Annotated in this window: 12 protein-coding genes, 1 riboswitch and 1 other annotated feature; all 12 genes read left to right on the top strand. The window is 41.5% G+C overall.

The window, feature by feature from the left end; genetic code table 11:
• Positions 1 to 23 precede the first annotated feature (23 nt).
• The 12 genes from ACQ4KW_RS04940 to ilvB all read left to right on the top strand — a co-directional run bounded on the left by ACQ4KW_RS04940 (position 24) and on the right by ilvB (position 13,556).
• Positions 24 to 638 carry a DUF1430 domain-containing protein gene (locus ACQ4KW_RS04940; RefSeq protein WP_430885419.1) on the top strand — a complete coding sequence of 205 codons (615 nt, stop codon included), beginning with the start codon at positions 24 to 26 and terminating at the stop codon, positions 636 to 638.
• Positions 635 to 1,273: an ATP-binding cassette domain-containing protein gene (locus tag ACQ4KW_RS04945; RefSeq protein ID WP_430885420.1), complete on the top strand. Its 639-nt coding sequence runs from the start codon at positions 635 to 637 to the stop codon at positions 1,271 to 1,273. The genes ACQ4KW_RS04940 and ACQ4KW_RS04945 overlap by 4 nt, the downstream gene beginning before the upstream one ends.
• Before the next feature lie 31 nt (positions 1,274 to 1,304).
• Complete coding sequence (locus ACQ4KW_RS04950) at positions 1,305 to 1,487, top strand: bacteriocin-like WGxF protein (RefSeq protein WP_430885421.1); 183 nt, start codon at positions 1,305 to 1,307, stop codon at positions 1,485 to 1,487.
• 266 nt (positions 1,488 to 1,753) lie between these two features.
• Positions 1,754 to 2,851: an HD-GYP domain-containing protein gene (locus ACQ4KW_RS04955; protein ID WP_430885422.1), complete on the top strand. Its 1,098-nt coding sequence runs from the start codon at positions 1,754 to 1,756 to the stop codon at positions 2,849 to 2,851.
• A gap of 74 nt (positions 2,852 to 2,925) precedes the next feature.
• A riboswitch (cobalamin riboswitch) is annotated at positions 2,926 to 3,108 on the top strand.
• Between the two features lie 253 nt (positions 3,109 to 3,361).
• Positions 3,362 to 4,600 carry a hypothetical protein gene (locus ACQ4KW_RS04960; protein WP_430885423.1) on the top strand — a complete coding sequence of 413 codons (1,239 nt, stop codon included), beginning with the start codon at positions 3,362 to 3,364 and terminating at the stop codon, positions 4,598 to 4,600.
• 11 nt (positions 4,601 to 4,611) lie between these two features.
• Positions 4,612 to 6,138: an acetyl-CoA hydrolase/transferase family protein gene (locus ACQ4KW_RS04965; protein WP_430885424.1), complete on the top strand. Its 1,527-nt coding sequence runs from the start codon at positions 4,612 to 4,614 to the stop codon at positions 6,136 to 6,138.
• A gap of 358 nt (positions 6,139 to 6,496) precedes the next feature.
• Positions 6,497 to 7,339 carry a YitT family protein gene (locus ACQ4KW_RS04970; RefSeq protein WP_430885425.1) on the top strand — a complete coding sequence of 281 codons (843 nt, stop codon included), beginning with the start codon at positions 6,497 to 6,499 and terminating at the stop codon, positions 7,337 to 7,339.
• Positions 7,340 to 7,376: 37 nt separating this feature from the next.
• On the top strand, positions 7,377 to 7,925 hold the full coding sequence (locus tag ACQ4KW_RS04975) for a plasmid pRiA4b ORF-3 family protein (protein ID WP_430885426.1): 549 nt from the start codon (positions 7,377 to 7,379) through the stop codon (positions 7,923 to 7,925).
• A gap of 199 nt (positions 7,926 to 8,124) precedes the next feature.
• Positions 8,125 to 8,391: a binding site (T-box leader), on the top strand.
• 476 nt (positions 8,392 to 8,867) lie between these two features.
• Positions 8,868 to 9,098, top strand: a complete 231-nt coding sequence (locus ACQ4KW_RS04980) for an ACT domain-containing protein (protein ID WP_430885427.1) — start codon at positions 8,868 to 8,870, stop codon at positions 9,096 to 9,098.
• A 121-nt stretch (positions 9,099 to 9,219) separates the two neighbouring features.
• Complete coding sequence (ilvC, locus tag ACQ4KW_RS04985) at positions 9,220 to 10,212, top strand: ketol-acid reductoisomerase (RefSeq protein WP_430885428.1); 993 nt, start codon at positions 9,220 to 9,222, stop codon at positions 10,210 to 10,212.
• Positions 10,213 to 10,241: 29 nt separating this feature from the next.
• A complete protein-coding gene (ilvD, locus tag ACQ4KW_RS04990; RefSeq protein WP_430885429.1) occupies positions 10,242 to 11,888 on the top strand; it encodes a dihydroxy-acid dehydratase in 1,647 nt (548 codons plus the stop codon).
• A 15-nt stretch (positions 11,889 to 11,903) separates the two neighbouring features.
• Entirely contained in the window at positions 11,904 to 13,556 is a 1,653-nt protein-coding gene (gene ilvB, locus ACQ4KW_RS04995; RefSeq protein WP_430885430.1) for a biosynthetic-type acetolactate synthase large subunit, read from the top strand.
• Positions 13,557 to 13,938: the final 382 nt, after the last annotated feature.

Here is a 13,938-nt window from a genome sequence, read left to right on the forward strand (position 1 = left end):
AACTAGACATCAATGTGGTTTATGTGGAAGATAATCAGAAATATTTTACATATAATATTTTTAGTGGAGATGAAAAGAATTATGTCATTGATCCTGTTGCAGTCATTTATAATGATTCAATGGATACATCTTGCATTGGTAGCATTGCCACAAGGGCATTGTTTTATAAGGCAAGTAGTAATATTTCGGCTTACGGTGAGATATTACCTTTAATTCAAAAACACAATACATATGAGATCATTGGAGCATATTCGGTTTATAGCGACATGAATGGCTACTTGTTTAAGTTGATAGAAAGAATTTATTTTAACCTTATATGTGCGGTCGTTGCAGCAATTGTACTATCAGCTGTATCAGCTTTTTATTTATGGTTTTACTATCAAAACAATTCAAAGAAAATATACATTTTACATTTGCATGGATATTCGTTTTGGGAAGCTCATAAGCAGGTATTGACAAATTTATGTATGACAAATCTTATTGCAATATTGGTTCTAGTTATCATTACACGTTCAACTCTGATTATATTTTATGGTCTGATGACTATATTTTTTATTGAGAGTATTGTGGTGAGTGTTGTTGTGAAGAAACTTGATAACAATAATTCAAAATTAATTATAGAAGGTGGAAGACTATGATCCATGTAAAAAATGTAAGTAAATCGTATGGTGAAATAAAAGTATTTGATAATTTTTCAGGTAATGTAGAAAAAAATGAGTTTATTTGTATTACTGGGAAAAGTGGATCTGGAAAAACAACTCTATTGAATATGATTGGGTTCTTGGAACACCCTGATCAAGGAGAAATTGAGATAAATGGATTAAAAGGCATCAATAAGAAAGAAAAGATGCACATAAGGCGTAAAACTATAGGTTATGTATTTCAAAATTATGCCCTCATCGAAGATGATACAGTTGAGAAAAATTTACAAATTTCGAGTATGTACAGCCCTGATTTTAACAAAGAAAAAGCCAATCAGACACTTGAGCGTGTGGGTTTGTCTAAAAGTATTTTAAGAAAACAAGTCTATCAGTTAAGCGGTGGTGAAAAACAAAGAGTTGCACTTGCACGAGTGATGCTTAAACCGTTTGATGTCCTACTTGCAGATGAACCAACAGGCAATTTAGATGATGAAAATAAAAATGCAGTGATTGATATTTTATTAAGTCTGAAAGAAGAGGGAAAGACAATTGTATGTGTCACACATGACCATGACTTGGCAAATGTAGCAGATAGAATTATCAATATTGATGAGTTAATTTATTCTATTTAAAAGAATTTATGAAGAGTCAGGAGAGAAAGCCATGAAAAACTTAAGATTCATCCTATACGACATTATGTTAATTTTACTAACGGTTGGAGTCCATAAGTTCATTTATAGGAAAATGTTATGGGGATACGGCAATTTAGCCTTCTACTGGGGTATGTTTGTCCTTGTTTATGCATGCCTAAAGTCAATAATATACAAACCCATATACCAGCGGTGAGTGGATGAATGAAAGAAGCCCTATAATCATAATATTATGTCATAGGGCTTCTTTCATTTTCCCCAAAATAAGAAATATTCCAATAGAATGTTGTTCAATCCAAACAACGGGTATGACTAATAATAGTGACTTATACTGTGCATGGGCCTAAAAAAATGAGAAACGTTATGGACTATAGTCATTTTTACTACTACGAATATTGAAAAAATCAATCAAGTAGACTATGCTAGAAATAGGTCAAAATAACTAATGAAGAAGGGGAAAATATGCGTATAGTACCTACAGAACTCATACCAGAGGACGCAATTTTAGCAGACACGCTTTATACTTTAGATGGACGTGTGCTTCTTAAAGAAGGTGCCAAGCTTACGGCACGTATGATTGAAAAAATAAATTCTAATAGTATTTTCACGGTCTACATTCACGATGAACACATCGACAATGAAATCAATAAATTGGTTGACCCCCACTTACGACATCAGGGCATGATGCTTATAAGAGATATTTTTAATGCAGCAGGTCATAGAGACACCCAAGGCGAGTGGAAGCCTCAATCAATATTTGAGTATGTCGATGGCCTCAATAAGCTCACAGATGATGTGATTTATGATTTAAGCTCAGCAAAAGATGCCCAGCTGGAATATATTGATATTAAGAATGTGGACAATTATCTCTTTAGCTCGGCATTTAACACCGCCATTTTATCTGTACTCATTGGCTGGGAGGCAGGGCTTGGAAACGAAATGATACGTCAACTGTTTGTGGGCGCTATCTTCCATGACATAGGCATGGCCATACTTGACCCTGCTATAACCTATAAACATGGTGAGCTGACTCAAGAAGAGAAATTGGCTGTATTAATGCACCCTAAAAAAGGGCATGCTTATCTAAAAGAACATGCATTTTTGAGCGCCTATGTGAAGGCCATCACCCTACAGCACCACGAACACCTAGATGGCACAGGTTACCCCAATAGGGCCAATAAAGAAACCATTCATCACTTGTCTCAAATTGTTGGCATTGCAGATATATATGATGCCATGACATCAGATAGACCATATAGAAGGGCTCTGACTGCAACTGAAGCCATTGAGTTTATCATGGGTGGAGCAGGCAGACACTATGACATGGACTTGGTCAATATATTTGTAAAAAAAATCAATCCCTATCCGACCGGGTCGCTTGTTAAACTGAATACAGGTCAAGTGGCTGTGGTCGACCATGTACCAAAGGGCTTTCCACTTAGACCAGACATAAGAATTATAAGTGGAGAAAAAGGTGCTTATGAGTACACGCCTATAAGTTTGAGACAAAGCAACAACATTACTATTTCAGAACTACATTTCAGTGCTGAGATAGGTTGATTCTGTGTAACCAATCAAATATAAAAATAATTTATGTTGACAGCAATTGAAACCACTGTTATTATGTATCTGAACTTAATAATGCGCTTTATGGTATCGATTTCGATCGATTTAAAAGGGAAGACTGGTGAAAATCCAGCACGGTCCCGCCACTGTAAAATCTGTGTTTTATCAATATGCCACTGTTCAAAAGAATGGGAAGGCTGATAAAACCATACAGATTGAGTCAGGAGACCTGCCATGAAGATCAATACCGAATGGCCCACGAGGATGGGTGGTGTTACGATCGATAAAAATTCGACTTGTACATGACCCCCTTCATTTTTGAAGGGGGTTTCTATTTCACAGGATTATCTCAATCAAGTGACATGGAATGTGCGAAAAAGCGAATGTCAGCATGACATTTATCGAAAAACGTAATCCGTCTGCCTGTGGTAGGCGTTTTTTTTATCCTTTTTCATGCATGGAGCAAGGATCACTTTTAATCAATTCGTTTATGGAGGTGACCCTGTGTCTCTTAGTTTACAAACTGTTTTTTTAAATCCATTTGCACTCATTGCAGCAACAATCGTTTTAGGTGGATATTTTGGGAAGTTGAATTTTAGAGGATTAAAGCTGGGAAGTTCCGGCAGTTTATTTGTAGGCTTGGCACTGGGATATTTTATATACAGTGTGTTGGTTCAACCCTATGCAACTGCGTCAGAGGTTCCAAGTCAGGTCTCTAAAGTTCTGGTACAAGGCCTGGTATCAAGCTCCCTTTTTACCATGAGTTTAATAGGCTTTATTGCACCTGTTGGACTTTTGGCATCTGCTGATATTGCAGATGTCATAAAAAAATATGGACTGCGCTTCGTCATTTTAGGCTTTCTAATAACACTGTCTGGAGCCCTTTCAAGTCTTTTTTTCATAAAATGGCTTGGAAACGCCCAGAGCACTGGGATTATAGGAACCTATGTGGGGGCTTTAACGAGTTCCCCAGGACTGGCTGCAGCCCTAGAAGCAGTTGGTGGTACAAGCGCTTCATCGGAATCCCTTGTGGGACTGGGATATGCTATTGGTTATATACCAGGTGTTTTGACAGTTGTCCTTGGCATGCGGTTGGTGCCCAAGTGGCTTGGCATTTCTATGGAGCAAGAGTTAAAGAAAGTCAGTACAGATGTTTTGGCTGGAAAGAGCAGCGATCAACCAGCCCAAGACTCTAAAGAAAGCTTTAATGTTGTGGTATTTATGACTGTTTGTCTTCTAGGTGTCATAGTAGGACAGGTAAAACTGTATTTCGGTAGGCATCTGGGGTGGATCGGACTGGGATCAACAGGAGGGGTTCTAATTTCAGCCCTTCTCATTGGCCACCTCATGACAAGCAGGTACCAAAGTATGAAAATGTCTCACTCAGCCCTAAGTGCTGTTAGAGATATATCGCTCAATATGTTCTTGGCTATTGTAGGTCTTCGGTATGGTTATACGACAGTCATTTCGATTGCGTCAGAGGGCCTGGTTTACTTAAGCGCAGCCCTAATCAGCGCACTTGCAGCCATGGCAACGGGTATAATTATCGGACGATATTTTATGAAAATGAATTGGATCGTTTTAGCAGGGGTCATATGTGGTGGAATGACAAGTACTCCCGGACTTGCGGCGGCACTGGAATCCTGTCAATCAGATGAAGTGGCGGCTGGTTACGGAGCCACATACCCAGTTGCCTTAATATCGATGATTATGTTTACGAGGCTAATGACCTACCTGGTTTAAAGGAGTATATAATGACTGAAAATAAAAAAGAAATTAAAAACATTGAAAATAGAATAAGATGCCAATCCTTGCTTGATAAAGTGGTGAAAGCAGATGAAGCTGTGTGGTTGATTGAAGATGGTATGACAATTGCCACTTCTGGTTTTACCCCTTCTGGCTATCCAAAGGCGGTACCTCTGGCACTCGCGAGGAGAAAAGAAGATGAAGGCTTAGATATTAAAGTCAATCTTATGACAGGGGCATCAGTGGGAGACGAACTTGACGGGGCATGGGCCAGAGCAGGCTTAATTGACAAACGCTTGCCCTACCAGACCAATGAATCTCTTAGAAAGCATACAAATGATGGCAAGTGCAATTACTTGGACATGCACCTTAGCCACGTTCCCAACTATACAAAACTGGGATTCTTAGGGGCTATTGATGTGGCTATTGTTGAGGCCCTTGCAATCACAGAAGAGGGGAGTATTATTCCGACCACTTCTGTTGGGGCAACTCCAACATATGTGGATATGGCTGAAAAGGTTATTATAGAAATCAATACAGCCCAGCCTCTTCAACTGGAAGGGATGCATGATATTTATATGCCGCAAAAGCCCCCTCTCAAAGCGCCTATCCCAATTTTTAAAACAGAGGATAGGATTGGGGAAATCTCCATCCCGTGTCATCCTGACAAAATTGCTGCCATAGTGTATTCGGACATTCAAGACAATGTCAGACCCCTTTCACAAGTGGATGAGACATCGCAAAAAATTTCGAATAACCTTATTGAGTTTTTAAGGAATGAGGTTAGAACCGGCAGGCTAGACCACACACTTTTGCCAATACAGTCGGGTGTTGGCAGTGTAGCAAACGCAGTTCTTTCAGGTCTGAACCATTCAGAATTTCATGACTTGGTGTGTTATACAGAGGTCATTCAGGATTCCATGCTGGACCTCCTAGATAGTGGCAAGGTTTCTGTGGCTTCGGGCACTTCTATCACGCCATCTGAAACCGGTTTAAAAAGATTCCAAGACAATATTGACTTTTACAGGGAGAAAATCATTCTACGGCCACAGGAGATTTCCAATCATCCAGAAGTTATTAGGAGACTGGGTGTCATTGCCATCAATACAGCCATTGAAGTTGATATTTACGGCAATGTCAATTCCACAAACATTATGGGATCAAGGATGATGAATGGTATTGGTGGCTCTGGAGACTTTACCCGTAATGGTTCTATCTCTATTTTCACCACACCTTCAGTGGCAAAGGGTGGAGATATTTCAGCCGTAGTTCCTATGGTGTCTCACTGTGATCATACAGAACATGATGTAATGGTCATTATCACAGACCAAGGCGTTGCTGATCTTCGTGGATTAAGTCCAAAAGAGCGGGCGTGGGTGATTATAGAAAATTGTGCCCATCCAGATTATAAAAAAGACCTCCATGCCTATTTCAACAAGGCCAAAGATGGGCGCTTTAAGCATACCCCACATATTATTGGTCAGGCTCTAAGCTGGCATGACAGATACATGAAAACAGGCAGTATGAAGGGGTAATAAGAAGGGAACTAAGATGGAAAATAAGATGGAAAATAAGATGGACATCCCCCGATTTATATATAGATAAAGTGACTGCAAAATAAAGCGATGAACCATCACTATACCGTGTGTAGAGACCAAGGAGCAAATCATCTATATAGGGTATAGTGATGGCTGGTCATTGCTATTTTGTAAGGCGCTGAAAATGAGTTGCAAAGACGCAACTTTTGGCTGCAACGAAGCAGCCCCCTCTTCTAAATGGCGCAAAATGCGCGAATAATTCAACGATGTTAGGCACTGGCCAGGCGATGATTTAATTAACCCTTCATTCATCGCCTATGCCTGGCATCCATTCAATCTCAAAGGAGGTTGTTTCATGAAAAAAATTAGGGATTTTGCCATATTGAACATAGGCATTCTTGCAACAGCTGTAGGTCTTCATTACTTTCTAATACCTGCAAATTTAGCTGTGGGTGGCGTAACGGGATTCGCTATGGTCGTTAATGCCTACCTGCCCTTTATAAGTATAGGAACATGCATGTTTATTATGAATATTCTTCTGTTTGTACTGGCCTTTCTTCTCATTGGGAAAGAGTTTGGTGCCAATACAATCTATTCTAGTTTTGCTCTTACCGGGCTTATTGCCTTACTGGAAGGGCTCACGCCTTTATCAGCCCCTCTTGTTTCAGATTTAATGATCAACCTCATTTACGGCATTGTTATTCAGGGCATAGGCATGGGCATCCTCTTTCATCAAAATGCATCAACAGGTGGGACGGATATAATTGCTAAGATTCTTAACAGAATGTTTAAGATAGACATTGGCAAGTCACTATTGCTGTCGGATTTTCTAGTGACACTTATGGCAGGCATGGCATTCGGGCCCGTCTTGGGGATGTATGCTGTTCTTGGGATTGTCATAAATGCGGCTGTGATCGACAATCTCATTGAAGGCTTAAACAGAAAAATAAGCGTGTCCGTTATTTCTAAAGACTATAAGCAAATACAAAAGTTCATTTTAGAGGATTTAGAACGCGGTGCAACGCTTTATAGGGCACAAGGGGCATACTCAGGAGAAGAAAAGGCCGTCGTGAACAGTATTTTATCTCGACGAGAATTCGTGAGACTCAAACAATATGTGCATCAACAAGATAAAATGGCATTTGTGACAGCTTCCAATATCAAAGAAGTTCTAGGTGAGGGCTTTGCATTTGATTAAAATAATACTCTAGAAATGATAAAAGGGGGATGGTTCTATGGCAAAGGTATATCAACTTAAAGTTTCCCTAAGAGGGGTTAAACCGCCAGTCTGGAGACGAATTTTGGTGGAAGACACGATGACCTTTATGCAGTTACAGAAAACCGTTGATATAGCTTTTGGTTGGCCCCTGTCAAAGTTTAGTGCTTTCAAAGTAAGAGGCATCACGGTGTGCCAGCGGCACTCTCATATTGATGTATTAAAAGAATGTCTAAACAGCATAACGACCCGCCTCTTTGTCTTTAACCTAGAACCGGGAGACCGTATAGAAATGAAACAAGACATAGTGGACAAGTGGACATTTGATGTGAAAGTGGAAGCCTATATGGCACCAGATATGAAAACCGCATATCCTATCTGTGTGGATGCTATGGGGATAACACCGCCTAAAGAACTAGGGAGTCCTAGGGAATACGCCCAGCTTCTTCAAGCTCTTTCAGATGAAAATCATGAATCCCATGCTTTTTATAAATTTGAGTATTCAAATTTTGAAAAGGAAAATACCCTAACCATAAAGAAAATTAATCACAGGATGATTGCATTATGAAAACGTTGCCCTATTGACGACTCAAAGGATTGACACATATGAAAACAGAGAAAATTTATTCAACATGAATTATAAGCATTCAAAATATTTAATTTATTTCATATTTTCTGTTGACATAGGGAGGTGAGACTCGTATAATCAGTATCAACAAATCGACGAACAATTCTGTTCCAAGATGGTAAAAAAATCGAGCACATTATAAAATGCGTCGATGGAGATTAAGATTTCTGAAAAACACGGACTTCAGAGAGTTAGCGATGGTGAGAAGCTAACGGCGTGCAGAAGTTGAATGATCACTCCTGAGCAGACAGGTCAAAAATTCGTGAGTAGACCTGAACGTTTGCCCTCGTTATCGGGCTAGAATTCGCTTATATATCTATATGAGCCGATTTGAAACAAGAGGTATTCCCGATAAAACGGAATGCAACTAGGGTGGTAACGCGAACCGTGAGGAAACGTCCCTAGCTAGACGAACACAAACCGTATAATTATGTATCAAAATAGAATATAAGCATTTTAAACGCAGTGAAGAAGAGGAAAGTTTTGTCACTCACACATAGAGAGCTGGTCTTGGTGGAAATCCGGCGGTGATACGAAATGATTAGTAGCTTCTGAGCGGCTTTGTTGAAAAGAAGTAGGCAAAGACGGGATCTCCCGTTACAGAGAATAGGATTCGCTAAAAGTTTGGCCGATCTGAACCAAGGCAGTGTAAACTGTGAATTAGAGTGGTACCATGTGGGAAGGCTCCCTCATCTCTATGAACGATATGTTCGTGGAGATGAGGGAGCTTTTGTTTTATAAAGACTTGCAAAAAAAAAGAAAAGCAGGTAGGCAAAAGCAGACGGGAGAATGAGTACACCTTGGTAAGTGAGATGCTTTTCCCCAACGCATTAAAGACAGAATATTGCGTGAATTAAGGATTGCTAAAAAAGGAGGGGTTCGATGAGGACTCAAGTGACTGCAAAACTGGAAGATGGCGTGAATACGATGCTCAGAGTGGTAGGCACACTCAGGCGCAAAGAGTTTTATGTGCTGGATGTCGAAATGCGAGATCTAAGCGGAAAGGCGGGATCAGAACTCACTCTAACCCTTGATGGTGATGGTGATCTGACACGGCGCGCAGTGCACCAAATGGAAAAGGTCTATGGCGTGAGTGGCATTAAAATGCTATAACGTTGCCCAGCAAGTTTGTGAGTTAAATGACCTCAGTGACATGGATCATAAACCATACAGGACAAAGACCCAAGTTTATAAAGATAAAGAATCAAGGGATGACCTTTAGGAGGGTATGAAAATGAAAATGTATTACGATCAGGACAGTTCTCTACAAGCACTTGAAGGCAAGACCGTGGCAATCATCGGGTATGGTAGTCAGGGTCATGCACATGCAAAAAACCTAAAAGACTCTGGTGTTAAAGTGGTGATAGGGCTTTATGAAGGTTCAAAATCAGTGGACAAAGCCCTGAATGATGGATTCACAGTCACATCTGTGGATGAAGCGGCAAAACGCTCTGATCTTGTTATGATGCTCATTCCGGATGAAAAACAAGGGGACGTTTATAACAAGTCTGTCAAGCAGGGCCTAGAGCCGGGCAACGCCCTAGCTTTTGCTCATGGATTTAATATTCACTTTGATCAAATTGACCCGCCTGCAGATGTGGACGTTTTCATGGTTGCTCCAAAAGGACCAGGCCACTTGGTGCGTCGTGTTTATGAAGATGGTAAGGGTGTTCCTGCACTCTTTGCTGTTCATCAAGATTACAGCGGTAAGGCAAGGGAACTTGCTATGGCTTATGCAAAGGGCATTGGTTCTACAAGAGCTGGTCTGCTTGAAACCACATTCAAAGAGGAAACAGAAACAGACCTTTTCGGTGAGCAGGCTGTCCTTTGCGGTGGTGCCACAGAGCTAATCAAGGCAGGCTTTGATACACTTGTTGAAGCAGGCTATCAACCGGAAGTTGCATATTTTGAGTGCTTACACGAAATGAAACTCATTGTCGACCTACTGTATGAGGGCGGATTTGAAAAGATGCGCTACTCCATCAGTGACACAGCTGAGTATGGTGATTTTATGGTCGGCAAGAGAATTATCACAAAAGACACACGCCAAGAGATGAAGTCTGTTCTGTCAGAAATTCAAGACGGAACATTTGCGAGAGAATGGCTGACAGAGAATAAAAATGGCAGACCGCTTTACAACCGCATTAAAGAAGACGAGCTTGAACACCCTATGGTTGATGTGGGTAAAAATCTACGCCGTATGATGAGCTGGATCAAAGACCAGTAATACTAGGCACACCACAAGGAGTCGACAATATGAAAAGCAATAACATAAAAAAAGGTATTGAAAAAGCCCCACATAGGTCCTTGCTAAAAGCACTAGGCATGACCGACCGTGAAATAGAAAAACCCATAGTCGGTGTGGTAAGCGGTTACAATGAAATCGTACCGGGCCATATAGGACTCAAACCCATAGTAGAAGCTGTTAAAAAGGGGATTTTAGCAGCGGGAGGCACCCCGGTGGAGTTTCCAATGATTGCGGTTTGTGATGGACTTGCCATGAACCATGAAGGTATGAAATACTCCCTTGCCAGCCGAGAAATTATCTGCGATTCAGTGGAAGTCATGATGACAGCCCATGCCCTTGATGGTATGGTCCTTGTTCCAAACTGTGATAAAACAGTTCCTGCAGCACTTATGGCAGCCGCTCGACTGAATTTGCCAAGTCTTATACTTTCTGGTGGACCAATGCTCGCAGGCCGAAATGCCACAGGCAAGTCAGACTTGATCACAGTCTTTGAAGGTGTTGGGGCGGTAAAAGCAGGACGTCTGTCTGAAGAAGACCTCGGTCAAATTGAATCTGACGCTTGCCCAGGATGTGGGTCTTGTGCGGGTATGTTCACGGCAAACTCCATGAACTGCATGGCTGAAGTCCTAGGCATGGGCTTGTCAGGCAATGGTACGATCCCATCAGTGTTTGCTGAGAGGGTGCGTCTTGCCAAAGAGGCGGGTCACCAAGTTATGCGTATGATAGAAGATGGTGACACACCGGAAATGATTATGACTGAAGACGCCTTTGAAAATGCTCTAACTGTTGATATGGCCCTTGGCTGTTCAACAAACACAGTCCTGCACTTAACGGCTATTGCCCGGGAAATGGGTGTGGATATTCCCCTGACATGGATTGATAAAATCAGTGGAGAAACACCAAATCTTTGTAAGTTGTCCCCGGCAGGGACAGACCACATTGAAGATTTATATTATGCAGGTGGCATAGGGGCTGTCATGAACGAACTTAATAAAAAGGGACTTCTGAATACAGAATGCTTGACAGTTGATGGTCGAACCATTGGAGAAAGATTTATAGAAAGAAAAAGTGATGTGATTCGCTCAATAGATACCCCTTTTGCTCAAGAAGGGGGCATAAAAGTACTCAGGGGCAACATTGCCCCTGACGGCGCTGTGGTTAAACAGTCAGCTGTTCTGCCTGAAATGATGCAGCACACAGGTCCAGCCCGTGTTTTTGATTCAGAAGAAACATGTTATAAGGCCATATTAGATGGTGAAATAAAAGAGGGCGATGTGATCATTGTCAGGTATGAAGGTCCAAAAGGTGGGCCGGGCATGCGGGAAATGCTTTCACCAACAGCAGCCCTTGGGGGTATGGGTCTTGATTCCAGTGTGGCTCTAATCACAGATGGTCGGTTTTCTGGTGGCAGCCGGGGAGCAGCCATTGGTCACGTGTCTCCCGAAGCTTGGGAGGCCGGTCCCATTGCCTTTATAGAAGAGGGAGACCGGGTGGAAATTGATATTGCAAATGGGCGTATTCATTTGGATGTGACAGATGAAGTTTTAAATGAAAGACGTAAAAACTGGAGTCAGCCCGACAAACCAGCAAAGGGCTATCTGAAAAGGTATAGAAAACTTGTATCTTCAGCTGATTTAGGGGCGACGTACAGGTAACAAGGGGGAGTAGAAATGCAGTTAACGGGGGCAGAAATTTTACTGGAATGCTTAAAAACCCATGACGTAAATACACTATTTGGCTATCCTGGCGGTGCAGTCATTCCACTTTATGATGCCTTGTATGATCAAATGGACTGCTTCACCCATGTTCGTGCGGCGCATGAGCAAGGGGCTGTGCATGCAGCCGATGGTTATGCCCGTTCAACTGGCAAACTAGGCGTATGCTTTGCCACATCAGGTCCAGGGGCAACCAACACAGTGACGGGAATTGCCACAGCCTATATGGATTCTGTGCCCCTCCTTGTCATAACGGGTCAAGTGCCTAGTGTTCTTCTGGGAAAGGATTCCTTTCAAGAAATTGACATTACTGGTATGACTCTGCCGATCACCAAGCACAGCTATTTAGTGCGTGATGTCAATGAGCTTGCTGGCGTCCTAGAAGAAGCTATGAGTATTGCTGTGACAGGCCGGCCGGGACCAGTTCTAGTGGATATTACAAAGGATGTTTTTATTGAAAAGACAAACTTTACACCTGCTGATCCTGCCATGAAAGAGGTGCAGGGCACGCTTAAAATTGAGGGCGACCTTGACCTGGCAGTCAAATGGGTCAATGAATCTAGGAGCCCTGTGATTTATGCAGGAGGCGGTGTGGCACTAGGAAGTGCAGAAAAGAGCCTCATGTTTCTGGCAGAAAAGGGTGACATTCCTGTGGTCAACACACTCATGGGACTAGGATCCATCCCAAGAAGCCATGAACTTTCCTATGGTCTTGTGGGCATGCATGGATTTTCCGAAACCAACACAGCGGTCACGGAGAGTGATCTCATTATTGCAGTGGGGGCTCGCTTTAGCGACAGGGTTATTGGCAATCCAGATGCCTTTGCCAGACAGGCAAAAATTATTCATATTGATATTGATAAAACGGAGTTTGATAAAAATATGAAAGCTGACCTAAGTCTGTGTGGAGATTTAGAGGTCTGGTTGAAATCATTAGCTTATTCAATTGATGCTTGTGATCGAAGTGCGTGGAAAGATAGAATTAACAGCCAGAAGAAGTCCATTCAATTTATTGATGAAAGTGTGAGTCCGAAGAGCATCCTTGAAGCTGTCCACAAAAGAGTTGGAGACGCTATTGTTGCAACAGATGTAGGCCAACATCAAATGTGGACAGCCCAGTACTGGCCTTTTAATAGAACAAGACAGTTCTTAACTTCAGGTGGTCTTGGAACCATGGGGTATGGTCTTGGTGCTGCCATTGGGGCAAAAGTGGGCAACAAAGACGAACATGTTGTCCTTGTGACGGGAGATGGCAGTTTTAGAATGAATTGTAATGAGCTGTCCACGCTTGCCGCTGAAAATATTCCTGTGACCATAGTGCTTATGAATAATGGTGCCCTTGGCATGGTTAGACAGTGGCAGAAGCTTTTTCAAAATGAAAGGTATGCACAGACTTGCATTGGAAATGAAACTGATTATGTTAAACTTGTTGAGGCTTATGGAATAAAAGGTTTCAAGGTCACAAATGATAAAGAGTTGGAATGGGCTATGGCTTGGCAGGGGCACGGGACCGCGCCGGTTCTTATAGATTGTCACATTGAAAAAAATGAAGACGTCTATCCAATCGTTCCTCCAGGACGACCTATTTCAGAATTTATATTGGGATAATTTATCTGTATAATGAAGTAAAGAGAAAAAGCCAATGAAGCGACAGGCCCCCTGTCCTTGATTGGCTTTTTTAAATATCTATTAAAAGCTCTACTTTAACCTTTGTTAAAACCCTAATTCTGTAAAACGTGATTTCATCCAGTCGCGCTTTAGCATGGTCCTAGAAGGATTTTTGATTGATATTGGTCTCAAAGGGCAGACTTGAGATTGCACTTATAGATGGGGTGTGGATGTTTTATACAAAAAATAAAAACTTTATCTTGTTAAAATTCTATTATTATACCATTTTTCAAGTGGAATTATCAGATTATTTGTTATAATAGTAGCGTGGGCTTATAAAGGCAATCGGGATTTTCAAGATAGCATATATCAATTTATATGT

The organism is Tianxiuia mixotrophica (assembly GCF_050596425.1).
GTDB lineage: Bacteria > Bacillota > Clostridia > Peptostreptococcales > Acidaminobacteraceae.